Below are 26317 nucleotides of genomic sequence, written 5' to 3'. Positions count from 1 at the left end.
TTATTTCTGATAATGCACAATCTGAGCAAAGTCCGGTTTTAAGCTGGCTCCGCCGACCAAGCCGCCGTCGATATCCGGCTGGGCAAACAATTCCGCCGCATTGGCCGGAGCCACGCTGCCGCCGTATTGAATGCGAATTGCCTCCGCCGTCGCATCTCCATATAATTCCCGGATCAACTCACGAATTCCATGGCAGACTTCCTGCGCCTGCTCACTGGTCGCTACTTTTCCCGTGCCAATCGCCCAAATCGGCTCGTAGGCAATCACTGCCTGCGCTGCCTGCGCCGCAGGAACCTCAAGAAAGGCAATCTTTACCTGCTGTCTGATCCAATCCATCGTGATCCCCTGTTCCCGCTGGGTCAAGGTCTCGCCACAGCAGACAATCGGAATCAGTCCATGCTCGAAAGCTTTTTTCACTTTTCGATTCACCGATTCGTCGGTCTCCGCAAAATATTCTCTCCGTTCCGAGTGACCTAAAATCACATAGGAAACACCGGCGTCCACCAACATCGCCGGAGCAATCTCTCCCGTATAAGCGCCTTTTTCTTCAAAATACATATTTTCTGCGCCGATCTTAATCTCGCTGCCCTTGGCCGCCTCCACGGCGGGTACCAGATCAATGGCCGGCACACAGCAGACCACGTCTGCGTCCGCGCCGGCTACGAGGGGTGCCAATTCCCGGATAAAAGCCGCCGCTTCGCTGGGCGTTTTGTTCATCTTCCAGTTTCCTGCTATGATTTTCTTTCTTGACATGATAACTCCTCCTGTTATCGAACTTCTCATTCTATTTATCGTCAGCTGCCGCCACACCAGGCAGTTCTTTTCCTTCCAAGAATTCCAAGGAAGCGCCGCCGCCGGTGGAAATATGCGTCATCTTATCTCCAAAGCCCAGCTGATTTACCGCCGCTGCCGAATCGCCGCCGCCAATAATCGTAGTTGCGGAAATCTCCGCCAAAGCCTTTGCTACCGCAATGGTGCCCGCCGCGAAATTCGGCATTTCAAATACGCCCATCGGTCCATTCCATACAACCGTCTTTGCATTTTTTAACGCCGCCGCAAACCGCTCTCTCGTCTTCGGACCAATATCCAGTCCCATCTCATCCGGCTGAATATCCCCCTCCGCCACGCGGGAAGGCGCGTCGTTGGCAAATTCCTTCGCCACCACCGTATCCATCGGAATCAACAGCTCCACCTGCTTCGCAGCGGCCTTTTCCATCATCTCTTTTGCGTAATCGATATAATCAGCCTCCAGAAGAGACGTGCCAACCTCTTTTCCCTGGGCCTTTAAAAAGGTGTAGGCCATCCCACCCCCAATGATCAGCGTATCCACTTTATCCAGCAGATTGTTAATCACAGAGATTTTACTGGAAACCTTGGAACCGCCGAGAATCGCCACAAAGGGGCGTTCCGGCTGATTCACCGCGTTCCCAAGAAAATCGATTTCCTTCTGCATCAGATATCCAACTGCACAGGGGCTCAGGAATTCGGTCACGCCCACATTGGAGCAGTGAGCCCGGTGAGCCGTGCCAAAAGCATCGTCCACAAAAACTTCCGCTAACGATGCCAAATCCTTACTGAACGCCTCGCCATTTTTCGTCTCTTCCGCACGGTAGCGAGTATTTTCCAAAAGCATAACCTCTCCGTCTTGAAGCTCCGCGGCCGCTTTTTTCGCGTTCGGGCCGACCACTTCCGGGTCCGCCGCAAACCGAACCTCCTGCCCTAAAAGCTCACTGAGACGCTCTGCTACCGGAGCCAAAGACAATTCCGGCTTTGGCTCTCCCTTGGGTTTTCCCAGATGAGAGCAAAGAATCAGACGGCCACCGTCCGCAATCAATTTCTTTAAAGTCGGAAGCGCCGCTGTCAGGCGGACTTCATCCGTAATCTTTCCGTCTTGAAGAGGTACGTTGAAATCACAGCGCACCAACACACGTTTTCCTTTTACTTGAATATCATCGATTGATTTCTTATTTAACATAATCTGCACTCCTTTCGGTTCTTCCTGCTACCCTCTAAAAAACGGCACAGAATACATCTTTATTTTAACAAAGATCATCTGGGAAAGCAAGTGCGTTCCTTTGCGGAGTGTTTTTTATTCTAATAGAAAATGTCGGAGAACTTTCCTATAGAATAGAAAGTGCTGTAAGCCTAGCCTATGCCGGGCTTACAGCACAGGATGACTCAGCATAAAAACGTCAAAGAGGAACAGTCATAGGCGCTGAGTCATTCAGACTGAATTTCACTTCGTCAATTCCGCTTTAGTATAACAAGGACTCCCTCATGCTGCAAGCCAAAACAATTCTTTTTGAAAGGAGCTCAAATTCCCTTCAAAAGTTGCTTGGAATTCGGGTCATTTCCCTTCCATTTTCTGTTCTTTTTCCAGGACGCCAAAAATATTCCCTCACTTCCACTCGCTTTTCGCCTGATTTTTTCGCTTTACTTTCTATAATTCTTTTTGCAAAAGTACTTTTCAGATTGACATTTCCGATAATTCTACTTATAATTTACAATGAATTGGTTTTATTGGATCGTTCCAAATTTGCCTAGACGTTAAGGTGGTATCCGTATCATGGCGCATACAACACAGATTAAACAGATCAACCGCAATGAAATCTACCGTTTTATCTACCGAGAAAAAGGCGTTTCCCAGCAGGAGATCGCCAAAGGGCTTTCTCTCAGCATGCCGACAGTCAATCAAAATCTGGCTGTACTGCGGCAGCTGGGGCTGATTACCGAAACCGGAACCTTTGAATCCACGGGAGGCCGGAAAGCGAAAGTGATCCAGTGCGTCCCCGATGCTAAAATTGCTCTAGGTCTAGACATTACCGCCAATCATATCAGTCTGGTAGCCATCGATATGGAAGCTACCGTACTCCAATACAGCCGTATTCGGCACCGTTTTGTGGATAGCTTATTCTATTATAATACCCTAGGAAAGTTCATTGATTCCTTTATTGAGCGAAGTCATTTGGATCGGGAAAAGATTTTAGGGCTTGGGATCTCCCTGCCCGCCATCATTGCGGAAGACAAAAAAACCGTGATCTACGCAAAAGCGGTGCGCGCTCCGAAGGATCTCTATCAAAAGCTGAAACCTCACATCCCCTTCCCGTTTCTTTTATTCAACGACGCCAACTCCGGCGGCTTTGCCGAGTGGTGGAACTCGGACCGGGAAGATTCCATCGTATATCTATCGCTCAGCAACTCGGTCGGCGGCGCGATTGTCCACCGAAACCGGCTCTATACCGGCACGCACCAAAAAAGCTGTGAATTCGGCCACGTTACCCTGATCCCCGATGGGAAGCCCTGCTATTGCGGAAAAAAGGGCTGCCTCAACGCATACTGTTCCGCCAACCTGCTCTCTGATATGGCCGACGGCAAGATGCAGCGCTTCTTTCAATATGTAGCAGAAGGACAAGAACCCTATCTGTCGGCTTTCCGGGAGTATCTGGACTACCTGGCGATCGCGGTCAATAATCTGCGCATGCATTATGACTGCGATATTATTCTCGGCGGATACGTAGGGCCTTATCTAAACGACTACCTGGATGAATTCCGGGAAATGGTCGAAAAAAGAAGTCCTTTTGAGGAAAAGGACCCCTATATTTTCTGTTGCCGTTATAAATTTGAGACAGCCGCCATTGGATCTGCCCTTCATTACATCGATCAATTTATTAAAAGTATCTAATGCCCTTCCATTGACAAGAGCATACACGGTTAGGACACGAACGCTTTACGAAAGGACTTCCGACTGTATTCGCCGTGCTTCCCATTTCGCCAGTTTCCCGACAAAGGGATAAACTCCCGCCACGCTGACCACGTTAAACACCGTGTGAAACAGCGCCAGGCCGGTAGGCGTGATGGGCTGTGCGGCGATTTGTGTATTTAGAGAAAAGAAAGCGGCACAGACCGGAGCCAAAACCACGACTCCCGCTAAATTGAATATCAGATGAAAACGGGCGGCAGCCTTTGCCTCCGCTCCCAGACTCACGCCAGCCAAAAGGGTCGTCAGACAGGTGCCAATATTTTGCCCCAAGGTCAAATAGACGGCTGCGCTCCAACTGATTTGTCCGGACAGAGCCAATACCTGCAAAATTCCAATTCCCGCTGACGAGCTTTGAATAATACAGACCAATACGATACCGGCTAAGATACCAGCCAGAGGCTTTTCTCCCATGGCAAGGACCCATTGCAAGATTCCGTCCAGGCCATTTCCCGCGGTAATTCCCTCTTCCATCCAGTCCAATCCAAGAAAGAGTAAGCCAAATCCCATGGCGAGTTCCGCCTGCCGCTTCCAGGGAAACCGTTTCCACGCCATACATAAAAAGCCTCCCGCAGCCAACGCCGGCATCAGCCAGGGAACCGACGGCAGCTGCTTCATCGAAATCATCCAGGCAGTCACCGTCGTCCCTACATTTGCCCCCATGATCAAATCAAAGGCCTGCCGCAGCGGAAGCAGTCCCGCTTCCACCAGACTGACAATCATCACCGTCACCACCGTGCTGCTTTGCACTACCCCGGTGATACCGCAGCCAAGCGCAATCGCCCGAAAGCGGCCGGATACCAGGTGCATCAGCCGCTGACGAAACCGGCCGGCAAATAGCTGCTCCATGGCCTCGCTCATCTCATGAATTCCGTATAAAAAAATCCCCAGACCGCCAAAAAAATAGAACAAAGGATAACCTCCCAGTACTCTTCATCCTATTTTATTGCGCCCGCGAAAGAATATGATCTATTTTAGGTTTTCCGGATTCAAACATTGAAGCTCCGGCAGAACAAACCTGCCGTCCTTGCGGATCAGCACGTCGTCAAAATATATCTCTCCTCCGCCATACTCCGGCCTCTGAATGCAGACCAAATCCCAGTGAATCGCCGAATGGTTTCCATTGGGCGCATCCTCATAACAGCTCCCCGGCGTAAAGTGGAACGACCCCATAATCTTTTCATCAAACAAAATATCCTTCATAGGCTCCAGTACATAGGGATTTACGCCGATGGCAAATTCTCCGATATACCGGGCGCCTTCATCCGTGTCAAAAATTCGGTTGATCCGCTCCGTGTCATTGGCCTGAGCTTTCACGATCTTTCCTTTTTCAAAGGTCAGCTTCACATTTTCAAAGGTAAATCCCTGTTCCACCGACGGGGTATTGTAAGACAAAATCCCCTCCACTGAGTCCTTCACCGGCGCGGTATAAACCTCGCCGTCGGGAATATTGCACTCACCGGCGCAGGGAATAGCCGGAACCCCCTTGATCGAAAAGCGCAAATCCGTGCCAGGCCCCACCAGACGCACCCGGTCGGTCCGCTCCATCAACGATACCAGCGGCTTCATCGCTTCCGCCATCTTGGAGTAGTCCAGATTGCAGACGTCAAAATAGAAATCTTCAAAAGCTTCCAGGCTGGTGCCGGCCGCCTGTGCCATCGACGCATTGGGGTAACGGAGCACGACCCACTTGGTTTCATTGACACGGATGTCCGTGACCGGACGCTGATAAAGCTTCCGGTAAAGCGCCTGCTGATCTGCCGGCAAATCCGAGAGCTCCGAAATATTATCCGCCCCCCGCACGGCGATATAGGCATCCATCTCCTTCATCTCTTCGCTGTCAAGACGCGCCATCAGAGCGAGCTGCTCTTCGGTGCAGTGTAGGATCAACTCCCGGCGAATACGAGGGTCCTGAAAGTGGGGAAACGGCCGGCCGCCGGCCGCATAGGTTTCTTTGATCAGCTGCCTGGCTAAATCCGTCGTATCCTGACCAATATATTCGATATACACATTTTCCCCCGGCTGCACGCGGCAGGAATAATGAATCAGGTTGTAGGCCAAGGTTTTGATGCGTTCGTCCATAAAAATGGCTCCTTTCTTTGATTCCGTTAAAGGTACCTTCAATTGACAAGGGCACACACGGTCAGGACAGAGTATGCTCTTGTCAACTGAAGGTATTATCTCTCAAGAAAAGAGATTTGTAAAGGGGCGGAAAAAAGTTGACAAATCGAAGGCTTTCCACTATTCTGGACATAAAAGTGAACTTGTTTTAGTAGAAAGGACTTTTTATGTACCCGGATTTTCATATACACACCTCATTTTCCAGCGATTCCGAAACAGACCCGGAACTCCAGATTCAAAAGGCAATTTCTCTTGGAATGGACACGATCTGCCTGACCGATCATCAGGACTTCGACTTTCCTCCCGGAGAGTACGATTTTCTCTTCGATACCGACGCCTATTTTCAAAAGCTGGCCGCGCTGAAAGAAACCTACCGGGAGCAGATACAACTTTGCATTGGCGTAGAACTGGGCCTGCAGCCTCATCTAAAAAAGCAGTTGCCGGAATATATTTCCCACTATCCCTTTGACTTTGTTATCGGCTCGACCCACGTCTCCCGCCGCTTAGACCCTTATGAAAAAGAGTTCTTTGAAGGAATCTCCGAAGAACGCGCCTATCGGCTGTATTTTGAAGAAGAGCTGGAAAATCTAAAGACCTACGACTGCTATGACGTGGCCGGGCATATCGACTATGTGGTCCGGTACGGCCCAACCAAAGCCGCTTGCTACTCTTACGCCAAACAAAAAGATGTGCTGGATGAAATCCTGCGAACCCTGATTGATAAAGGAAAAGGGCTGGAATGCAATACCTCCGGCCTTCGTTCCGGTTTGGACTTTCCGAACCCGCATCCCGATCTTCTCCGCAGGTACCGGGAAATGGGCGGCGAAATTATAACGCTCGGTTCCGACGCCCATGCTCCATCCAATATCGGAGAAAATTTTCAGCAAATAAAAGATCTTCTCACTTACTGTGGATTCCGATACTATACCATTTTCAAAAACAGAAAACCAGAATTTCGTCCCTTGTAAATAAGATTCGGGTGCCAAAGGGTCTCCCCTTTTATTGTTTTACTTTGTCTTCTGTTCTTCTGCCAAAATCTGGCGTCCCATATGGACTCCCATGGCGGAAGCCATCATCAGTCCCCGCGTCCAACCGCTGGAATCGCCCAGACAGTGAAGCCCGGCAATACTGGTATTTAAATTCTCATCCATTTTTACCCGGTTGCTGTAAAACTTTAGCTCCGGGGAATACAGCAGCGTTTCCTCCGCCGCAAAGCCTGGTACCACCTGATCCAAAGCCGCAATGAAATTGATGATATTGAGCATCGCCCGGTAGGGCATGGCCGCCGTAATGTCCCCGGCCACAGCGTCGGGGAGGGTCGGCTTTACATTGGAAAATAAAAGCTCCTTGGGCCAGGTACGCTTTCCATCCAGGATATCGCCGTACCGCTGCACCAGGATATGGCCTGCTCCCAGCATATTGGTCAGTTCTCCGACTTTCTGCGCATAGGCGATCGGCTGGTTAAAGGGCTGATTAAAGTTATGAGAACAGAGAATCGCCAGATTTGTATTGTCCGACTTTAACTCTTTATAGGAATGGCCGTTGACAACAGCCAAATCATTGTCATAATTTTCCTGACTGACAAAACCGCCTGGATTCTGGCAGAACGTGCGGACCTTGTTTTTGAAAGGCTTCGGGTATCCGATCAACTTGGATTCGTACAGCACCCGGTTCACCTTTTCCATAACTTCATTCCGAACCTCCACCCGCACGCCGATGTCCACGGTTCCAGGCTGGTGCGCAATATTGTGCTCGGCACAGATATGATCCAGCCAATCCGCGCCTCTGCGGCCAGTCGCAATGATGGTCTTTTCTGCAAAAACTTCCTGCTCCACGTCTTTCTTACGTAAAATCACTCCTTTACAGACATGGTCCTCCAAAATTAAGTTCTGACATTCCTGCCCAAACAAAATTTCCACGCCGTGTTCCAATAAATACTGCTCAATCGAATAATAGATCGTCTGCGCTTTTTCCGTTCCCAGATGACGGATCGGGCAATCCACCAGCTTCAATCCTGCTTTGATGGCGCGCTTTCGGATATCCTTTACTTCCTCGCTTTGGCCCAGGCCCTCCACATGCTCATCCGCGCCGAATTCCAGATAAATCTGATCCGTGTAATGAATCAGATCCTGGGCAAATGCCTCTCCTACCAGAGTCGGAAAATCACCGCCCACTTCATAACTTAAGGACAGCTTGCCATCGGAAAATGCTCCGGCCCCGGAAAATCCTGTCGTGATATGGCAATAAGGTTTACAATTGACGCATTTTTGCGTTTTTACCTTGGGACACCGCCGTTCTTCAATGGCCACGCCCTTCTCAACAATCAGTACTTTCTTGGAACTCCCTCCTCGAATCAGCTCCAATGCGGTAAAAATACCGGCAGGGCCGGCTCCAATAATGACAACATCGTATTTCATGTCTTTTCCTCCTCATTTTCAATCTGAAAAACTGATCTCCTTTCCGCTCTCCGGCAAAAGGAAAAATGCTACATAGGGCAAAAACAAACCAGCCGCCGGGCAAAGACGATAGATTTCCCCTAACGCGGGAAGCAAACCTATAGTCAGCTGTTCGGCAGCTGGTAGAAACATTCAACCATCCTATGAATTTATATATGTTGCGCTCCGGGTATTATTCTATAAAAGAACGGCTATTCTGTCAAGCAGATCTGTGCCCGCGCCCCAAAATCATACAAAATTTCACTCTTTTTCCCAGGTCCATAGCCACCGATTTTCTTCAAACATAGGAAAAAGTTCTTGCTTTTCTCTCCAATAAGCAAGATAAGAGCGAATCGTACTGCCGATCAGCACATACTGAACCGCGTCCATTTTTAACTGATATTGGTAAAATACAGCCTGTACGACCTCCTCCGTGCTTTTGGGTTCCCGGCAAAAATCCCGCACAAACGCCGCAACTTCTAGAACCTTTTCCCGGTTTTTTTGTACCAAAGGCCGAATATCAGAAACCGGTTCCGCATGGGAGGGAATAAAAAGCTTACCGGAAAGGTTCTCGACCCGATCCAAACTATCCAGATACGCCTGCACGTCATAAAGAAACGATACATGGTACTTTTCCAATACTTCCTCGCTGGTCAAACTATCGGCCAGAAACCAAACATCGTCGCTGGTATGAAATCCAGCCATGGAAAAGGAATGTCCTGGCAGCAAAATCATTTCCAAGCCTTCCGGCAGCACTTCGGGCGTCAGCTCTTCTACCAAACTCTCCTTTGCCAGCAGGAACTTATTCCGATGCTCCTTGATCGGATATCCGCCATAGAGAAACGACGGTTCCAGTTCCGGATAGCGCACAAAGGCAGTTTCCGTCCCCGGCGCATAAATCTTACACCCCAGTCTTTGCTGGAGCAGCTGATTTCCCCCGATATGGTCGGCATGGGAATGGGTATTGAAAATCATTTTTAACTCCCATCCCTGCTCCGCCAATATTTTCTGTACCTTTTTTCCAGCGTCCTTGTCATTTCCACTGTCAATCAGGCAAACTTCCCGATCACTGATTTGATAAATCCCCATCCGGGATGGACAAGAAATCCAATAGGTCCTCTCTCCGGCTTTCATTCTTTCGTACATCTCCACGAACCTCCCTTTCCCTTCCATGCGCAAGAGCATACACGCCTTTGCCAGTGGAAGCTACTGCTCTACCATCTGGAGGAACTCTTCCTCCGAAAGAATCGGTATTCCCAGTTCCCGCGCCTTCCGGTTTTTGGAAGACGCCGAAGTCGTATCATTGTTGATCAGATAATCCGTCTTACTGCTGACGCTGCCCGCCGCCTTTCCTCCCAGCCGCTCAATCAACTCCTGGGCTTCCTTTCGGTTGGAAAAATGGGTCAGGCTTCCGGTAATGACAAAAGTTTTCCCCAAAAGCGGCTTCTCCTCCTGCTCTTCCTCCGGCTTTTCCAACTCCAGGATGGATAGCAAAGCGTCCACCAAACGCTGATTTTCCTCTTTTGAAAAATACTCGCGGATGCCTTCTGCAATCACCTCTCCGATACCGTCCACCGCCACCAGTTCCTCCTGGGTCGCCTTACGGATTCGGTCCATCTCATAGCCAAAGGCGCGGCAGAGCATTCTTGCGTTGGCCGGGCCGATATTGGCAATGCCAAGACTGTAGATCAGGCGTGGGAGCGTCGTATGCTTTGCCTGCTCCAGCGCAGCCATCAAATTGTCAAAGGATTTTTTTCCCAGCCCTTCCATGGCAATGATCTCTTCTTCGTGTTCGCCCAAAGAAAACAGATCCGCAAAATTCTTTACAAAGCCAGCTCCGATAAATTTCTCCAAGGTAGCTTCCGACAAGCCGTCGATATTTAGAGCGTCCCGGCTGACAAACAGGGCAAAGCTTTTGATTCGTTTCGCCTGGCATTCCGGATTCGTACAGTACAGAGACTTCACATCCGTTGTCTGGCGGACTTCGGTCCGTCCTCCGCAAACCGGACAGCATTCCGGCGGTTGTACCGGCCCGCTCTTGGTTAGATTTTCCGCAATCTGAGGAATAATCATATTGGCCTTATATACGGTAATCCGGTCTCCGATTCCCAGCTTTAACGATTCTAGAATGCTCAAATTGTGAACGCTGGCGCGGCTGACCGTCGTTCCCTCCAATTGGACTGGTTCGAAGATGGCCACCGGGTTAATGAGCCCAGTCCGGGACGGACTCCACTCGATCTCCCGCAGCGCCGTCTCTCCCAGCTCATCGCTCCACTTAAAGGCGATGGAGTCCCTGGGAAATTTCGCGGTCCGGCCCAGGGAACGGCCATAGGCAATATCTTCAAAGATCAAAACCAGGCCATCCGACGGCAAGTCGTTTTCCGTTACCATTCCGGCAAAGGAAATCACGCTGGAAGCCACGTTTTCCCTGGTCACATGCTCATAGTAGACCACGTCAAAACCCATGCTTCGGAGCCATTCCATCTGTTCCGATCGGGAATTATGAAAATCCACGCCGTCGGCTTTCACCAGCGTAAACGCATAAAAACAGACGCTTCTTTTTGCCGTCACTTGATTGTTCAGCTGGCGGACAGAGCCGCTGCAAAGATTCCGGGGATTTTTGTATTTCTCCTCCTCATCTTCCAGCTCTGCATTGATCTTTCGAAAATCCGAATAACGGATAACCGCCTCGCCCCGAAGCACCAATTCTCCTGTATAAGAAATATTGAGGGGTACGTTTTTAAAAACCCGCGCGTTGCTGGTCACTACCTCTCCGACTTCTCCGTTTCCCCGCGTAACCGCCTTAGCTAACTTGCCATCCCGGTAAGTCAGCACAATCGTCAGTCCATCCATCTTCCAGGACAGCAAGCCTTCCTGATCTCCCAGCCATTCTTGAAGCGCTTCGATATCCTTCGTCTTATCTAAGGACAGCATCGGCGACTCATGGGCTTCCTTGGGAAGCTGGCTGAGCAGCTCATAGCCTACATGGATGGTCGGACTTGCCGACAGCACGACTCCTGTTTCCTGTTCCAGGCACAAAAGCTCATCATAAAGCTTATCATAATCGTAATTCGTCATGATCTCGGAGCTTTCCTGATAGTAGGCGCGGGACGCCGCGTTCAACTGATCTACCAGTTCCTTCATCCGTTCCATTTTTGTCTGTTCCATCTCTGCCTCCCGCTTATTGGCGATACCCAAGCGTCTGTTTTTTATCTTCCTGGCGTCTTCCGGAAAGAAGAGCAAAAAGCTCGTCTTTTTCCGGGCCTTCAATCTTTCGATACTCTCCCGGCTTTAAATCTCCCAAGGTAATATTCATGACCCGCAGCCGCTTTAACTCCACCACACGGCAGCCAAGCGCCTCGCACATACGGCGAATCTGACGATTTAATCCCTGGGTTAAGATAATGCGGAAACTGTCCGGCCCTGTTTTTTTTACCTGACAAGGTCTGGTCACCGTATCCAAGATAGGAACACCGCTTCGCATCTGCTGCAAAAACTCCAATGTCACCGGACGATTGATCCGGACCTGGTATTCCTTTTCATGGTAATTGCTTCCCCGCAGAATCTGATCGGTAATCGCGCCGATATTCGTCATCAAGATCAATCCCTCCGACGCCTTATCCAACCGTCCCACCGGATAAATCCGCTCCGGGTACCGTACCAGATCCACAATATTTTTCTCCCCCCGATGCTCCGCAGTCGTGCATACAATTCCCTGGGGCTTATAGACGGCAAGAATAACTTCCTCCTGCCTTTTCTCGATCCGGCGGCCGTCCACCGTCACCTCGCTCGTATCCATTACTTTCTGCCCAGGTTCCGCCGGCTTTCCATCTACGAACACCCGGCCTTCCTCGATCCATCGATCCGCCTCTCTGCGGGAGCAGACCCCCGCAGCGCTCAAATATTTATTCAAACGAGTCGCTTCCATCCGATTGCCCTTTCTCTATCTAGTATAAATCAAATGACTGCTCTTATGCCTTCTACAAAAACAACTGAATTAAAATACCGCAGACCGCCCCAATCCCGTACAGAATCGCTACCAGGCGGGCGTTCTCTTTTTTATCCGGATTTGCGCGAAACAATACGGCAATGCCAACGCCGGCGCCAGAGATCAACCCGGCGGCTACCGCGCCAAAAGAGATCGCTCCCTGAAGGAAAAGCTCCGCCAAAACCACGGAAGGAAGGCAGCTGGGGATCAATCCCACCGCGGCAGTCAAAAGAGGCTGCCATAGCTTTGTCCCGGCGGCCAACTCTTGCAGCAAACCGGCTCCGCCAAATTCCATCAAAAGCTCCAGGGCTAACATCAAGATCAGCAAAAACACGTATATTTTCGCGGTATGTTCCAATGCCGCACGGAAAATCCCCTCTTCCTCGTCGTGACAATTCTCGCAGAGCTGCTCAATCCGTTTCGGTTTTCCCAAAGGATACTTCTGATTCCAGAGGTCCACAAGATAACCGGCAACGACGCCGATGATAATCTTGCAAAGAATCAATTTCCCAATCACCGGAATCCCTTCTGGATGCGCCATCAAAACCAAAATCGCCTCGTCGGAGGTAGCGATAAATACCGCCAACAACGTTCCTGGCGTCACCAACCCAACCGCATAGAGATTGGCGGACGCCGCGGAAAAACCACACTGGGGAACGCATCCCAGAATAGAACCGATTACCGGTCCGGCGCTTCGCGTCTTTTTCAGCGCGCCGGCAAAGGTTTCCTGCCCTCTTTTTTCAATCCATTCCACCAATAGAAATGCCGCGAACAAAAACGGCACCATGCTGGTCGCTTCCAAAAAGGTATCGATCAGCTCTTCCCATTCCATATCAAATCCCTCACTTCTTTTTCTGTCACCCGCCAAACCAGCGGAAAAATTTCTTCCTGACCGCAAACTGCCAACGCGTAACCAGGCTCCGGATGCCAAAGCTTTAGTCGTTCTTCCTGTAAAACACCGTTCCGGCACACACGAAAATGCTCTCCCGGCAAGATGGAAAACTCGTTTAAGGAGAGCGCCAGACCTTCTCCCGTCTTTTTTAGATAGCTTTCCCGCAAAGACCAAACCTCCATAAAAGCCTGTTCCGGATGTTCGGCTTCTGCGATATAAGTTCTTTCCGCTTCCGTAAAATACCGGCCCGCCACATTGGCTTTTTGCGGACGAACTTCCTGGATATCCACACCAACCGCAGCCTGCGCCACCGCGCCGGCTGCAAAATAGCCCGAATGGGACAAATTAAACTTAAGTTCCGGCGCAGTGGCGAAATAGGGTTTCCCTCCCGTACTTTCTGAAATCTCCCATTTTACCGTTCTTTGCTGCCGCCTTAACATTGCCCAAAGCAAAAGCTCCGCCCCCAGCGATCTTGCCCGCGAAGAAATCGGCCGAAGACGCTGCAGCTTGTCCTGACATCGTTTGGATACAAAGCTGGAATACATTTCTAATTGTGTCTCATCTTCCAGCCACCGCACATCCATGACCGCCGTCTGTATCACAGACCAATCCTCCTTTTTTTCTCCGGCAAAATATCTCCCATACCAACTGGAGATACCTTTAATTGACAAGGGAACAACTGCCTCATAGCGGGATAATTATAGAAACATTGCCATGTATAGCGGAAGATGCCAAATCCCATCCTTTTCCATAACATCCTTTGGATAAAGGATGTATGGCGTCCCGACTTTAGGTGAAAACTTTTTTCTAAACTTATCAATAGATGAGTGAGAACGATAATTGGCAGATTTCACTTCTATCGGCGAAATCTTCTTTTTTTCGGTAATCAGGAAATCAATTTCCATATGGTTTACTCGATTTGCACTATCGCTGCGCGAATAGAAATAAAGCCTATGCCCGCCCCGACGAAGCATCTGTGCTACGATATTTTCCATGATCATACCTTCATTAATATCAAGCTTATCAAAAAGAATCGCTCTATACAGCTCATTATCTGTGAAGGCAGTATCCATAAAGGTATGCGTAACCAGAAGCCCGGTATCTGCCATATAACACTTTTGCATCGCATGATCCGCACTGAGCGCCAGCCCTACATTGGGATCGGTTGCATTGAAACAGGCGTTGATTACCATTGCCTCATTTAACCAAATGAACGAATCTTCATACGCGCGAAAACGGGCGTCTCTACTAATAGAGGACAGCGTATATTTTTTCTCTTTTTTTGAAAGCTGGCCGGGAATTCCATCGAACACGGCATAGACTTTTTCTTCGTAGCCTGCGGCAAATTTGGAAACATCGTCGCGGTAAAGGCGGAGAATACGCCGCTTTGCTTCATCGGACGCCTCAAAATCTTTTCCATTTCGATACGCAAGAATGGATTGCGGCATCCCCCCTACAAGGACATATTGCCGAAAATCATTCATAATTTTACGGTGCAGTGTTTGCCCAAGCGGCGTTTTGGATTCAAAACACTTGCGGATCAGGGGAACCGTCACCTCATCTCCCATCGCCCAAAGAAACTCTTCAAAGTCCATCGGCAACAGTTCTATATGTTCTTCCTCGGACGGAATTATGATATTCTCCGTATTCTTTTTCAGGCGAATCAGCGATCCCGTTTCCAAAAAATCATAACGTCCGTCTGCAACAAAATATTTGATCAGCTGCCGCGCTCTCGGAAACTGCTGCACTTCATCAAAAACAATCAGTGATTCCCGTTTGTACAGCAAGGTAGAATAGAAAGCAGATAGTTTCGCGAAAAACAAATCCATGTCAGAGCTTTCATAAGAAAAAAGATCAAGAATATCCTGCGGCGCATTACCGAAATCAATAATAATGTGGCTCTTATATTCATTCTCCGCAAAACGCTCGGCTATATAGCTTTTACCGACACGACGCGCGCCATCGATTAAGAGCGCAGTCTGTCCCTTGCTTTTACGCTTCCAGTCCAGCAGATCGTCATATATTTTTCTTTTCAGCATATACGAAAACCTCCTTGCGGATATAGTCTACTCTGACGCCGCGCTTATTATACCGCAGAAATCACGAAAAAGCAAGTTGAATGCTTTTCCTTTTTCACGAAAAAGCAAGTTATCAGAGAGTCTTATTACACGAAATGCAAAAACAAAGAAAGGCCGCCGGATATTCCGACGGTCTTTCTTTGTACTATAGGTAAAGGATGATTCAACAAAATTTATACCCAGCCCTGTTCTCTCATGGCTTTTGCCACGCGGCGGAATCCGGCAATATTTGCGCCTATAACAAAGTCTCCGGTATGGCCATACTTTTCAGCAGCCAATGCTACCTGGGCATAAATATTTTTCATGATTTTATGGAGATCCGCATCTACTTTTTCAAAGCTTCTTCTCTTTCTGGAACTGTTCTGAGCCATCTCCAATGCGGATACGGCTACGCCGCCTGCATTCGCCGCCTTACTCGGCATAAACAGCAGTCCCTGGCCCTGCAAATAAATGGTAGCCTCGCGGGTGATCGGCATATTCGAGCCCTCCGCAAGGGCAAAACATCCGTTTTGCACCAGTTTTTTGGCATCTTCCATATCGATCTCATTTTGAATTGCGCAGGGAAGAGCAATATCGCAAGGTACTTCCCAAACTTTTCTGCCCTCATAGTAGCTGGCAGAGGGCACCATATCTGCGTACTCACTAATACGTCCGCGGCGAACCTCTTTGATTTCCTTAACCAGATCCACGCGGATACCGTCGGGATCATAGACAAAACCATTGGAATCGCTGACAGTCAAGACTTTTGCTCCCATCTGTTCCGCCTTTTCCACTGCATAAATCGCCACGTTGCCAGAACCGGAAACAATTACATTCTTTCCTTCCACGGTTTTTCCTGCCGCCTGAAGCATCTCTTCACAGATATACAGAAGACCATAGCCCGTCGCTTCGGTTCTCACCAAAGACCCGCCGGAGGCCAACCCCTTTCCGGAAAGAGCGCCGTGCATCTGATTGGTCAGACGCTTATATTGGCCAAACAGATAGCCGATTTCCCGGCCGCCTACACCGATATCGCCAGCAGGTACATCCTCATCCGGTCCAATATACTTATAGAGTTCTGTCATAAAGCTCTGGCAAAACGCCATAATCTCCCGCTCTGATTTTCCCTTCGGGTTAAAATTCGAACCACCCTTGCCTCCGCCGATGGCCTGGCCGGTCAAGGCATTTTTGAAAGTTTGCTCAAAAGCAAGAAAACGCATGGTATTTCCGTTTACACTGGGATGGAAACGAAGACCTCCTTTATACGGCCCTAACGCGCTGTTAAACTGCACGCGATAACCGCGGTGAACCTGCACCTGTCCCTTATCATCCACCCAGGGTACACGAAAAGAAATACATCTTTCCGGCTCCAAGAGACGCTCCAGCAAACGAACGCTGCGATACTCTTCTTCGTGGGTCTCGATCACCGGACGGATAGAATCCAAAAATTCACCCGCCGCCTGATGATACTCTGCTTCACCGGGATTTATCTTTTTCAATAATTCCATAACTTCATCTGTGTACAACATCTTCATTCTCCTCACTTTCTTACTTTTATACAGCAGCGAAATATCACTGCACTTTGTCAATGTATCCGGATAGAAAAAAGAAAGACCGTTTCGTCTTTTTTGTTTTTCATATTTTTTATTAGTATACAGTATTAAATTTAGTTTGTCAACACCATAATTTAACAAAATTAAGTTTTTATGTTTTTTACTGTATTGAAATAAAGATTTTCACAAAAAAAGCAGGATATCCCTTCCATATCTTCTAGTTTTTGCTTGGTTTTCACTTATTATCTTAAGTTTCACCCCAGAAAAACATACAAAATCAAAAGTTTTATCCTGCTTTTTTCGATTTTTCTTTTTATATATTTTATATTTAAATATTGTTTTTTGGATAATGTATTTTTATTAAAACTTTCTTTCCCTTATTGGTATATAGCGTACAAAGCTTTTGCTAATATCTTCGCATCTTTTCGGTAAAGAGTAACCGGTAAAACCTCTTTTTCTACCCGCAAAAGCCCATACACCGCTGTTCTGGCCGCCCGCACCTGACACTCTTCGCTTCCCGCTGTTTCTTCCGGCAAGTCGCTGAACCATCCAGCAAACGCCAGGTTCCCCTCCGGATCTGGCAGAATCGAAACACGATCTGCCATCCCATGAGGCGAGAAAGCCGCACGGGCATATGGTTTCCGAGTCAAAGTGCAGCCAATCACCTCTTCCTGCACCTTTTCCCAGATCTCCTGCCATCTTAGACAGCTCAATACCTCATCCACAATTTCTCTGCCCGTACAATCTTTCATTGGTTTTTGAACATATTTACCCAGGCGCTCTGGATACTGACCATATCCAATCAACACGGTTTCTTCCGGCTGCTGATGCTTATAATAAGGTTGTACTGGCACGAAAAAACTGATTCCCCAAGAAGAATCCCTTAAAGTAACTAGACCACCAGACCCTGGCCGGTTTCCCGAAAATGCTTCTATCTTACGAAGCAAAGTGTCTCCCCGACATACAATCGAAAAATCCATGGTCTCTGTAAACGGAACGTTTTCAAAAAACACTTCCGGACGTCCCAGCACCCCCGGACGTTTTGACGCTGCCAGAGCCCAAAAGCTGGCTTCCTCCGGCCCCTTATCCAGCAAACAGTTCGCAGGCCGTTCCCAATTCCCCCTAGAAAACCATCGCCGTTCATCACCGTCCGTGACTAGGCAAATGTCATCGGTTGCAATCGGAATACGGTAGGAACGTTCTTCTTCCCGAACGAATATCCCTGTGACACAAACACGGTTCTCCTCCAACTCAATCTCTTGAATTTCCCTTTTCTCCTCAAAAATGACTCCTCGTTCCGACAAATAGGAGCGCAGCCTCTGATAAACCCCGTCCTCCGGAGCAATGGGAAACTGGCACATCCATTCCATCGTATCCATGTCACCAAAATGAGGGAGCCAACGCAGCAGTAAACGCCGAAATTCTAAAATTCCACACTCTTCCCTGATGTCAAAAGCGCTCCTCCATAAATGCCAAAAATTTGTAGAAAAGAAATGGAGACATGCAAACCAATCTTGTATCGTCTGTCCCTCCAGTTCATCCTCCCCAGCAGTCATAAGCTGTGCCAATTTCCGGCGTTCCTCTTGATTTAGTCCCAAACTTTCCGTATCGACAATCCGCCCTTTTCCATCTATCATCCGCGCTTTCCCGCAAACGGGATGAGTCTTAGAAAAACGCCGAATATCCTCAGCCATAGAAATCTTTGCATGTTTTTTGGAGACAGAAAAAGACTCCAAAAGTTCCCAAAAATTCTCATAAAGTTTTTCTTCTAAAAAGCGACTGCGCCAGCAAGGAAAGGAGCCATCCTGCGAAAAAGTCTCCACTGTGTTGGAGCCGCCGGAAAAAATATGAATCTGATTCGCCGGAAACCTGGCGTCCCGTATCAGATAAACTGCCGCGGCAAGCCCAGTAAGCCCGTCGCCCAAAAGGTAAGCCTGCCGTTTTCCATAACGTCTCTTTTTCAGCTGCTCTTCCACCTCTTTTTGATGCTGTCGGCGAGTCTTTGCCTCATAAGATTTTTTCACAATGGCCGCCGCCGCTACCGCGCCGCCTGCCACAAGAACCTTTTTCCAATGTCTCTTTTTCATCTAATCGTCCCCCAAATACGGAGCTTCCAATTCGTTTCTTCGCCTTCAGCGTAACATAGGATGCTGGAGATGTCAAATCATCCTCCCTTCCTGTCCGCTTGGCTCTTGTTTCTATAAGTTCCAGAGTCAAAAAATCTACACATGAATAAATCCCTAGACAGCCTGACAAAATAGAAACAGGAGGTGATTTCTTATGGATTTAAAAATGAATGACGCCGCTGTGGATCTGCCCACTGCCTGCGAAGAAGCGTTGCGGGAAAAGGCCATGCAAAGCGCATTAGAACGAGAAGATCTTGAGGAGAGAAATGTACCGATGAAAGAAAAGAATCAACCCTATGAATTTGACTATGGAGACAACGATATTCCGGAAATTGATCTGCCGAAAAGCGATAACGTATGGACAAACATACCGCCTCGAACGCCGGGCGAAGAAAGCCAGCCCCTGGAAGATCCCGGACCGGGCTGGAAATAAAAATCCCCCTTAAGATTCAAGGGTCAAAAGGCCTCTGTATGAAAACCTGTTGAAATATTTTGTATTTGCAGGAGCGTTAGTACTTCTTCGATTCCGGGAATTTGTCTTATGAACAAAAATAGGACTGTTTGAGCGCAGCGAGTTTCCTATTTTTGTTCATGTTTTTCACAAATTTTCGGAATCCTAGAAGTACTCGCGCCGAAACCTAACAAAATATTTCAACAGGTTTTCATACAGAGGTCTGACACCCGAATCTCTATCAAAAATTCTTTGTTACCTTTCCCCTGAATCTTCTTTTTCCAATCGCTTTGCTTTCTCCCGCTCCCATCCGCGCTCCAGCAGCCGATCGAGATAAACAGACTTCAACTGCTTACTTGCCAGCGCTTGCTTGAGAGGCGGAAGCCTTAGGATCACGCCAAATACAGCCGCCATAGCTCGATGGCTGGCAAAGGCCTGATTGTCAAAAATCAAATTTGGCAGAGTTCCCTTCTCAATGGCCTGCAATACGAACCGGTGCGTGCTGGTAACCGGCGTCACCACCTGAATCGGTCTCCGTTTCATCTCAATGGCATCAAACGAACAATTTCTAGCGCAAACGCCGCACCCCAGGCAAATATCCGTATCCACCACGGCTCTCTTCTTTCCACGGGTCCGGCTCTCCTTGATCTCTATGGCAAGAATCGGACAAACCTTGGCGCATTTCCCACAGGCCACACATTTTTCCCAGGAAATCTGAGGCAAATAATTGGTCGTCGCCACCGGCTGCATGGGCCGGAATCGCCGCGCCGCCTGTAAGGCCTCACAGCAGCAGCCACAGCAATTACAGATAAACGCAGGATCCTCCCGCACATTCTCTCCGATCTGAACCAAGTTGGAGGAATAAGAGCGCTCCAGCGCGTCCATGGCCTCTTCTTTTGAAATCAGGCGCGCATGTTCTCCGTGCTCCGCCAGGGAACGAGCCACATTTCCAAAGGTTAGACAGACATCCCAGGGCGCATCGATCTCACAGGGATGCCCGGCATGAAACGCTTTGTGGCGGCAATAGCAAGTGCCAAGGCCAATATATTCCGCCTCGTCGATGATATGGCTGGCCCGCTCATAGTCCAGGATATGGTTGGTCTGCCGGTTTGTCAGCACCGGTTCCTGCACGTACACCCGCCCCAGTTTCGTCTCTGTGGCCCAAAAAAGATCTTTGATAAAATCTTCTTCCACGTTCATATATTGGTAATACAGCTCGCTCAGGTACTTTTGATCAATGTCCCCTCTGGTCCGCATCAACGCAAATTCAAAAAAACCGGCCATGGGAGGCGGCATCACAAATTTTCGTACCCCCTCGTATTCCGAGTCTACCAACAATGCTTTCTCGCAGAGATGATTTAAAAAACGTTCCGCTTTTCCTTCCGTGGTATTCCAAATCCGTGCAGCTCGTTTTATGGTAAATGGACGAATCGGAAGAAGAGCCATCCATTTTGCCTCTTCCTCCGAATACAAAACTTGCAAAATCTTATATAATGTTTTCGTTGGAGGCGCCCCCTGAGTGAACCAGTTGATTCTCTCCTCCAGGTTCTGATACGCATCCCTCGCCGTTAAATGCCCCATCGTTCCTACTCTTCCTCGTTATCCAAAAGAGGCCCTTCCTTTTTATCCACATAAAGGATGCCGTCCAGGTGATCGCACTCATGCTGGATCGCCCGTGCCAACAACTCGGTTCCTTCCAGTTCAAACCAGTTCATATCGATATCCTGCGCTTTTACCTTGACATAATTGGGACGCGTCACTACCGCATGTTTGCCAGGAACGCTGAGGCAGCCTTCGCTGCCGGTCTGAGAACCGTCGGTCTCCAAAATTTCCGGATTAATCAACACAAAGGGATGTTCCCCGTCCACATCGATCACCACGACACGTTTTAAGATTCCTACTTGGGGACCGGCCAGTCCCACACCGTACGCATCATACATGGTATCAAACATATCTTCAATAATGCCGCGCAGCCGGGGCGTCATCTCCTTTACCGGCTTACAGTGTTTGCGGAGCACTTCATCTCCCAGTTCCCGAATGTTTCGAATCGCCATATTTTCCTCCTAATTGTCCTATCGTTTTTCACAACAAATCGATCTGTACATGTATACCATGAAGCGCCTCTTCTCTCCGGCGAACCTGATGAAGGCGCTCTCTGCTTGGGTGTTTCAAATAAATCATTTTTCGGTAAATATCCTGAATCCGAGAAATCCCTGCCTCGGACGGCCCGATCACCGCCACATCCGGAAATACAGTCCGGATATCCGCCGCAATTTCTTCCGCCTCCGCCTGAGCGGCTTCTTCTTTTGGTGAAGTAACCAATACAGAAAGCATGGCTCCTGCCGGCGGATAAGCCAAAAGCTTGCGGTACGCCATTTCCTGATCGTAAAAGCTGAAATAATCCTGCTTTGCCGCGGCCTGTATTCCATAATTTTCCGGACTATAAGTCTGAATGACCACTTCCCCCGCATCCGCGCCGCGTCCGGCCCTTCCAGCCGCTTGGGTCAATAGCTGAAATGTTCGCTCCACCGCCCGGAAATCATTGCTGTATAGAGAAAGGTCCGCCGCCAGCACTCCCATCAAAGTCACTCGTGGAAAGTCATGTCCTTTCACGATCATCTGCGTCCCGATCAGGATGTCCGCTTCCCCGGAAGCAAAAGCAGATAGAAGCTTGGAATGGCTGTCCTTTTTTCCCGTAGTATCCAGATCCATCCGCAAAGTCCGCGCCTCCGGAAACTGCTTGTGTACCATCGCTTCCACTTTCTGGGTTCCTATGCCAAAGCCGGCGATATAAGGGGAGCCGCAGGCAGGACAGCGGTCCGGCATTGGTTCCCGGTACCCGCAATAGTGGCAGGTCAACGTTCCATTCCGATGGGAAGTCAGCGCCACGTCGCAGTGGGGACATTTGATCGCCGCACCGCAGGATCGGCAGGACAAAAATCCCGCATAGCCTCTGCGGTTCAGGAACAACATCACCTGTTCCTTCTTACCCAGACGATCTTCCATCAATCCTTGCAGCTTCCGGCTAAAGATGCTCTTGTTTCCCTCTCTTAATTCTACCCGCAAATCCACGATGGAAACCATCGGAAGCGCGCTGCCCGCTTTTGCCCTTCCAGGCAGGGAAAACAGACCATATTCTTTCTGAAGCGCCTTGGTATACGTCTCTAAAGACGGGGTGGCGGAGCCGAAGACAACGCCCGCTCCCGCAAGTCTTGCCCGCTCCAAAGCCACCTCTGAAGCCAAGTACCTCGGAGCCGTCTCACTGCGGTATGCTCCCTCGTGTTCCTCATCCATCAAAATCAAACCAAGATGGGGAAAGGGGGTAAATAGAGCGGACCGTGGGCCAATCATCACATCGATCTTCCCCTGCCTGGCCTGCTCAAAGTGCTCATACTTTTCTCCCGCCGAAAGCCTGGAATTCACCACGCTGACCCGGTCTCCAAATCGTTCATAAAACCGTCTCAAGTTTTGGTAAGTTAAAGAAATCTCCGGAATCAGCAAAATCGTCTGCTTCCCCTGCGCCTGCATTCGGGCGATCAGCTCCATGTAAACCTCTGTTTTTCCGCTCCCCGTCACGCCAAATAAAAGGGCCGGCTTGGGATAGGCCGCGCAGATTCCTTCCACCGCCTGACGCTGGGCCTCGTTCAGAGAAACCGGCGGCGCCGTTTTCGTTGGAAGCGCCGTCTGCTCCACCCGCGGACTGCGCGCTTTTACGCGGGTCTTGGCGGGAAGTACCGTCTTTAAAGCCTGGTTCATCGTGCAGCCATAGGTGTCCTTCATCCAGGCCGCCAGGGAAATAAGCTGAGACTCGATGGGAACAGCCTTCTCCGAAAGCCCAAGAATTTCCTTCATCTTGGCTTCCTCAAACTCCGCCTGGTCGGTCAATTCCAGCACATAGCCCGTCAAGGTCCGGTTCCCAAAAGGAATCACCACCTGCAATCCCGGAGCCAACACTTCCTCCCATTCTTCCGGTACTTTATACTGAAACGTTTTATCTAATTTTTCCAGCGAAATATCTACGATAATATTTGCAAATTTCAAAGCTTAACCAGTTCTTTCAGGACTTCTCCCAGCTTCATGCCGTTGGAGCCTTTCAGTAAGACCGTATCGCCGGCTCTCACCCAGGCGGTCACAGCGGCAGCCGCAGTTTCATTGGTTTCAAAATAAGAGACAGATTTTCCTGCCTTTTCCAGAGCCTCGCCCAGCGCCCGAATCTTCGTTCCAACAAGAAAATACCGCTCGATCGGACACTGCGCCGCATACTCTCCTACCTGGTAGTGAAAAGAAAGGGAATCCGGCCCCAGCTCCAGCATATCCGCCAAAACCGCCGCTCTGCGTCCCTTGGTTTCCGTGGTGGAAAGTACCTGAAGCGCCGCCCGCATCGACTCCGGGCTGGCATTGTAACTATCGTCAATCAACGTCATTTCGTGATGCTGCAAGATCTGCAATCGTCTGGCAAAACCGGCGAACTCTTCCAATTTCCTGGCAGCGGCAGGCAGCGGAACTTCTAACTGATCTGCAACTGCCAGAGCCGCTAGGGCATTCATCACATTGTGAAGGCCTGGAACCCCCAAGGAAAGGGAAAGTTCTCCCTTCGGCGTCACCGCCGTAAAAAAGGTACGCCCCTTCTCCACATGAACGTCCTTTGCCTGATAATCGTTTCCCGCTTCCATTCCATAGTAGACGGTCTGAAACTCCGCGTTTTTCGGGAAGCTGCGAAGAAGCGGCTCATCTCCGTTCAAAATTGCCGTCTGGTCTGGGCCAAACCCATCGGTAATGTGCATCTTTTCCTGGCAGATGCCTTCCCGAGAACCCAAATTTTCAATATGGGAAACGCCGATATTGGTCACCACTGCCAGATCGGGCCGCGCCACCGCTGCAATCCGCGGCATCTCTCCGGGCTCGCTCATCCCCATCTCTAAAACAGCGGCCTCCGCCGTCAAATCCGCCTGACAAATGGTGATGGGAACGCCCAACTGACCGTTGCTGTTTCCACTGGTGCCAGTCACCCGCTTTCCCGCGGACAGGGCGGCAGTCACCATCTCTCTCGTGGTCGTCTTCCCCACGCTGCCCGTAATGCCAATCACCGGCATCCTTAACCGGTTCCGGTACCATGCCCCCAATGTCTGAAGCGCTTTTACGGTATCCTCCACCCGAATCCAGGGATGGGAATCCGCCTTTTCGTCGTGTTCGGATGTAAAAGCAGCCACAGCCCCAGCGGCAAACGCCCCCTCGATAAAGCGATGGGCATCCACCTTGGCCCCGATGATCGGTACAAAAAGATCTTCCCCATTCATATTTCGGGAATCAATACTAATATGTTTCACCTGAGTATGAGGATCTCCGCATAACAGCCGTCCTCCAACTGCCTCTACAATATCTGCAACCGTTACCTGTTCCATAACCATTCCGGCGTCGCCTGCCGGTACCAAATGACAGATTCCATGCCCCGGTACCTTTGGCTACAGCCCCAACTCCTTTATTGTTTCTTCAATCACTTCCCGGTCTAGAAAATGGGTTTTTACCCCTTCTACTTCCTGGTAATCCTCATGGCCTTTGCCAATCACCGCAATCACATCTCCGTCCTCTGCATGGGAAATGCTATAACGGATGGCCTCCCTTCGATCTGGAATATCTATGGATTTTCCTCCGGTGGGATTCAGACCGATATGGATATCTTTCATGATATCTTCTACCTTTTCAAAGCGGGAATTGTCCGCCGTGACGATGGATAAATCCGCCATCTGGCCGGCAGCCTCTCCCATCTCATAACGCCGATGCGGGTCACGGTTTCCTCCGCATCCAAACACGACTACCAGCCGTTTCGGCTGATATCCCCGCAAAGTCTCCAAAAGACTCTTGGTACTGATCCCGTTGTGAGCGTAATCGACAATGACAGAAAAACGGTCTGAAGCGTAGACCAGCTCCATCCGCCCATCCACCCGCACGTTCCGCAAAGCGTCCTGTATCGCCTCCGGCGCGATTCCAAGGGCCAGGGCAGCCGACGCGGCCCCCAGAGCATTGTAGACATTAAACAGCCCTGGAATTCCTACTTCCACAGGAAATGCCTCTTTCCCTTTTAGATCAAAGCCGATTCCCATGAAATCGCCTTGCTTTTTATGTCCAATATTTGCCGCGATATAATCGGCTTCCTTGCTCTGCCCAAAGGTAAAAAGCCGGCAGCTATGGCCTTCGGTCAGGGCTTCCCAATTTTCGTCGTCCCGATTTACTAGACCAGTCCGGCACATCTGAAACAGTTTTCCTTTATACGAACGGTACTCTTCAAAGCTTTTATGTTCATTGGGGCCGATATGGTCCGGAGACAAATTAGTAAAAACGCCGATATCAAAATCAATCCCGTCCACCCGGTGCATCATGACGCCCTGGGAGGACACTTCCATAATCATATATTCGCATCCCTTTTCCACCATCCGATGAAAATATTCCTGCAGCTCGTAGGATTCCGGCGTTGTATTATTGGTGGCGAAATGTTCGCCGTCAATTACCGCTCCGTTGGTTCCAACCAGACCAACCGTTTTTCCAGCCGCTTCTAAAATCGCTTTCAGCATGTAAGTGCTCGTCGTCTTCCCTTTGGTACCGGTAAAACCAACTGCCTTCATCTTCCGGGTAGGATGGCCAAAATAAGCTGCAGAAAGCAACGCCAAGGCTTTTCTGGCGTTGGAAACCCGAATCACAGTAACTCCGTCCGGCGCTTCCACGTCCTTTTCCACCACCACGGCGACCGCCCCTTTTTCCACCACCTGAGGAATAAAGGTATGGGCATCCACCTTCGTGCCACTGATACAGACAAAAACCGCCTTCTGGCAATCCTTACGGGAGTCGTAGATCAGGCGTTCCACCTCCACCTCCAAACTGCCCTGTCTGCACTCATATTCCATTTCTTCCAGCAACGTGCGTAACTTCATACTCTGTCCTT

General features: G+C 49.5%; 21 protein-coding genes and 1 riboswitch. Of the genes, 3 read left to right on the top strand and 18 right to left on the bottom strand.

Translation table 11 applies throughout. From position 1 onward, the window contains the following. Positions 1-753 (bottom strand): triose-phosphate isomerase, encoded by a 753-nt coding sequence (gene tpiA, locus ACCC71_RS06140; protein WP_434311539.1) that lies wholly within the window; start codon positions 751-753, stop codon positions 1-3. A 31-nt stretch (positions 754-784) separates the two neighbouring features. Further along, the gene (locus ACCC71_RS06135) at positions 785-1975 is read right to left on the bottom strand and encodes a phosphoglycerate kinase (RefSeq protein ID WP_434311538.1); all 1191 of its coding nucleotides are present in this window, start codon (positions 1973-1975) and stop codon (positions 785-787) included. A gap of 591 nt (positions 1976-2566) precedes the next feature. On the opposite strand from ACCC71_RS06135, the gene ACCC71_RS06130 reads away from it, so the two are divergent. Then, on the top strand, positions 2567-3682 hold the full coding sequence (locus ACCC71_RS06130) for an ROK family transcriptional regulator (protein ID WP_434311537.1): 1116 nt from the start codon (positions 2567-2569) through the stop codon (positions 3680-3682). 45 nt (positions 3683-3727) lie between these two features. Here ACCC71_RS06130 and ACCC71_RS06125 read toward each other — a convergent pair whose 3' ends face one another. After that, positions 3728-4669, bottom strand: coding sequence for a Na/Pi cotransporter family protein (locus tag ACCC71_RS06125; protein ID WP_434311536.1), 942 nt, complete (start codon positions 4667-4669; stop codon positions 3728-3730). Positions 4670-4726: 57 nt separating this feature from the next. After that, positions 4727-5839, bottom strand: a complete 1113-nt coding sequence (locus ACCC71_RS06120) for an aminopeptidase (protein WP_434311535.1) — start codon at positions 5837-5839, stop codon at positions 4727-4729. Between the two features lie 206 nt (positions 5840-6045). Here ACCC71_RS06120 and ACCC71_RS06115 point away from each other — a divergent pair, with 206 nt between their 5' ends. After that, positions 6046-6846 (top strand): histidinol-phosphatase HisJ family protein, encoded by an 801-nt coding sequence (locus tag ACCC71_RS06115; protein ID WP_434311534.1) that lies wholly within the window; start codon positions 6046-6048, stop codon positions 6844-6846. A 39-nt stretch (positions 6847-6885) separates the two neighbouring features. Here ACCC71_RS06115 and ACCC71_RS06110 read toward each other — a convergent pair whose 3' ends face one another. The 9 genes from ACCC71_RS06110 to ACCC71_RS06070 form a co-directional block, all read right to left on the bottom strand. Continuing rightward, on the bottom strand, positions 6886-8295 hold the full coding sequence (locus tag ACCC71_RS06110; protein WP_434311533.1) for an NAD(P)/FAD-dependent oxidoreductase: 1410 nt from the start codon (positions 8293-8295) through the stop codon (positions 6886-6888). A gap of 120 nt (positions 8296-8415) precedes the next feature. Beyond that, a riboswitch (purine riboswitch) is annotated at positions 8416-8511 on the bottom strand. A gap of 63 nt (positions 8512-8574) precedes the next feature. Then, positions 8575-9459 (bottom strand): MBL fold metallo-hydrolase, encoded by an 885-nt coding sequence (locus ACCC71_RS06105; RefSeq protein WP_434311532.1) that lies wholly within the window; start codon positions 9457-9459, stop codon positions 8575-8577. A 60-nt stretch (positions 9460-9519) separates the two neighbouring features. After that, entirely contained in the window at positions 9520-11481 is a 1962-nt protein-coding gene (gene ligA / locus ACCC71_RS06100) for an NAD-dependent DNA ligase LigA (protein ID WP_434311531.1), read from the bottom strand. A gap of 13 nt (positions 11482-11494) precedes the next feature. After that, positions 11495-12241, bottom strand: coding sequence for a pseudouridine synthase (locus ACCC71_RS06095; RefSeq protein ID WP_434311530.1), 747 nt, complete (start codon positions 12239-12241; stop codon positions 11495-11497). 52 nt (positions 12242-12293) lie between these two features. Then, on the bottom strand, positions 12294-13133 hold the full coding sequence (locus tag ACCC71_RS06090; RefSeq protein WP_434311529.1) for a putative manganese transporter: 840 nt from the start codon (positions 13131-13133) through the stop codon (positions 12294-12296). Beyond that, positions 13115-13795, bottom strand: a complete 681-nt coding sequence (locus tag ACCC71_RS06085; RefSeq protein ID WP_434311528.1) for a 4'-phosphopantetheinyl transferase family protein — start codon at positions 13793-13795, stop codon at positions 13115-13117. The genes ACCC71_RS06090 and ACCC71_RS06085 overlap by 19 nt, the downstream gene beginning before the upstream one ends. A 96-nt stretch (positions 13796-13891) precedes the next feature. Continuing rightward, positions 13892-15232: an ATP-binding protein gene (locus tag ACCC71_RS06080; protein ID WP_434311527.1), complete on the bottom strand. Its 1341-nt coding sequence runs from the start codon at positions 15230-15232 to the stop codon at positions 13892-13894. Between the two features lie 212 nt (positions 15233-15444). After that, positions 15445-16779 (bottom strand): NADP-specific glutamate dehydrogenase, encoded by a 1335-nt coding sequence (gene gdhA, locus ACCC71_RS06075; protein ID WP_434311526.1) that lies wholly within the window; start codon positions 16777-16779, stop codon positions 15445-15447. A 401-nt stretch (positions 16780-17180) separates the two neighbouring features. Beyond that, positions 17181-18890, bottom strand: coding sequence for an oleate hydratase (locus tag ACCC71_RS06070; RefSeq protein WP_434311525.1), 1710 nt, complete (start codon positions 18888-18890; stop codon positions 17181-17183). A gap of 193 nt (positions 18891-19083) precedes the next feature. Here ACCC71_RS06070 and ACCC71_RS06065 point away from each other — a divergent pair, with 193 nt between their 5' ends. Continuing rightward, positions 19084-19362: a hypothetical protein gene (locus ACCC71_RS06065; protein WP_434311524.1), complete on the top strand. Its 279-nt coding sequence runs from the start codon at positions 19084-19086 to the stop codon at positions 19360-19362. 273 nt (positions 19363-19635) lie between these two features. Here the strand turns inward: ACCC71_RS06065 and ACCC71_RS06060 are convergent, their stop codons facing one another. From ACCC71_RS06060 to ACCC71_RS06040, 5 genes are read right to left on the bottom strand one after another with little or no spacing between them, the layout of a single operon-like run. Further along, positions 19636-20961 (bottom strand): 4Fe-4S dicluster domain-containing protein, encoded by a 1326-nt coding sequence (locus ACCC71_RS06060; RefSeq protein ID WP_434311523.1) that lies wholly within the window; start codon positions 20959-20961, stop codon positions 19636-19638. Positions 20962-20966: 5 nt separating this feature from the next. Continuing rightward, positions 20967-21434, bottom strand: a complete 468-nt coding sequence (gene def, locus ACCC71_RS06055; protein WP_434311522.1) for a peptide deformylase — start codon at positions 21432-21434, stop codon at positions 20967-20969. 28 nt (positions 21435-21462) lie between these two features. After that, positions 21463-23421 carry a replication restart helicase PriA gene (priA, locus tag ACCC71_RS06050; RefSeq protein ID WP_434311521.1) on the bottom strand — a complete coding sequence of 653 codons (1959 nt, stop codon included), beginning with the start codon at positions 23419-23421 and terminating at the stop codon, positions 21463-21465. Beyond that, a complete protein-coding gene (locus ACCC71_RS06045) occupies positions 23418-24788 on the bottom strand; it encodes a UDP-N-acetylmuramoyl-tripeptide--D-alanyl-D-alanine ligase (protein ID WP_434311520.1) in 1371 nt (456 codons plus the stop codon). Before ACCC71_RS06045 ends, priA begins: the two co-directional genes overlap by 4 nt. Positions 24789-24842: 54 nt before the next feature. Next, a complete protein-coding gene (locus ACCC71_RS06040) occupies positions 24843-26306 on the bottom strand; it encodes a UDP-N-acetylmuramoyl-L-alanyl-D-glutamate--2,6-diaminopimelate ligase (RefSeq protein ID WP_434311519.1) in 1464 nt (487 codons plus the stop codon). Positions 26307-26317: the final 11 nt, after the last annotated feature.

Origin of the sequence: Hominifimenecus sp. rT4P-3, assembly GCF_051055405.1 — a bacterium.
Lineage (GTDB): Bacteria > Bacillota > Clostridia > Lachnospirales > Lachnospiraceae > Pseudolachnospira.
This window is presented reverse-complemented; position numbering and strand designations above follow the sequence as displayed.

Bases quoted from the DNA above. Each gene is read 5' to 3' on its own strand.
- tpiA (WP_434311539.1), bottom strand. From the start codon at position 753: ATGTCAAGAAAGAAAATCATAGCAGGAAACTGGAAGATGAACAAAACG.
- ACCC71_RS06135 (WP_434311538.1), bottom strand. From the start codon at position 1,975: ATGTTAAATAAGAAATCAATCGATGATATTCAAGTAAAAGGAAAACGT.
- ACCC71_RS06130 (WP_434311537.1), top strand. From the start codon at position 2,567: ATGGCGCATACAACACAGATTAAACAGATCAACCGCAATGAAATCTAC.
- ACCC71_RS06120 (WP_434311535.1), bottom strand. From the start codon at position 5,839: ATGGACGAACGCATCAAAACCTTGGCCTACAACCTGATTCATTATTCC.
- ACCC71_RS06115 (WP_434311534.1), top strand. From the start codon at position 6,046: ATGTACCCGGATTTTCATATACACACCTCATTTTCCAGCGATTCCGAA.
- ACCC71_RS06110 (WP_434311533.1), bottom strand. From the start codon at position 8,295: ATGAAATACGATGTTGTCATTATTGGAGCCGGCCCTGCCGGTATTTTT.
- ACCC71_RS06105 (WP_434311532.1), bottom strand. From the start codon at position 9,459: ATGTACGAAAGAATGAAAGCCGGAGAGAGGACCTATTGGATTTCTTGT.
- ligA (WP_434311531.1), bottom strand. From the start codon at position 11,481: ATGGAACAGACAAAAATGGAACGGATGAAGGAACTGGTAGATCAGTTG.
- ACCC71_RS06095 (WP_434311530.1), bottom strand. From the start codon at position 12,241: ATGGAAGCGACTCGTTTGAATAAATATTTGAGCGCTGCGGGGGTCTGC.
- ACCC71_RS06090 (WP_434311529.1), bottom strand. From the start codon at position 13,133: ATGGAATGGGAAGAGCTGATCGATACCTTTTTGGAAGCGACCAGCATG.
- ACCC71_RS06080 (WP_434311527.1), bottom strand. From the start codon at position 15,232: ATGCTGAAAAGAAAAATATATGACGATCTGCTGGACTGGAAGCGTAAA.
- gdhA (WP_434311526.1), bottom strand. From the start codon at position 16,779: ATGTTGTACACAGATGAAGTTATGGAATTATTGAAAAAGATAAATCCC.
- ACCC71_RS06070 (WP_434311525.1), bottom strand. From the start codon at position 18,890: ATGAAAAAGAGACATTGGAAAAAGGTTCTTGTGGCAGGCGGCGCGGTA.
- ACCC71_RS06065 (WP_434311524.1), top strand. From the start codon at position 19,084: ATGGATTTAAAAATGAATGACGCCGCTGTGGATCTGCCCACTGCCTGC.
- ACCC71_RS06060 (WP_434311523.1), bottom strand. From the start codon at position 20,961: ATGGGGCATTTAACGGCGAGGGATGCGTATCAGAACCTGGAGGAGAGA.
- def (WP_434311522.1), bottom strand. From the start codon at position 21,434: ATGGCGATTCGAAACATTCGGGAACTGGGAGATGAAGTGCTCCGCAAA.
- ACCC71_RS06045 (WP_434311520.1), bottom strand. From the start codon at position 24,788: ATGGTTATGGAACAGGTAACGGTTGCAGATATTGTAGAGGCAGTTGGA.
- ACCC71_RS06040 (WP_434311519.1), bottom strand. From the start codon at position 26,306: ATGAAGTTACGCACGTTGCTGGAAGAAATGGAATATGAGTGCAGACAG.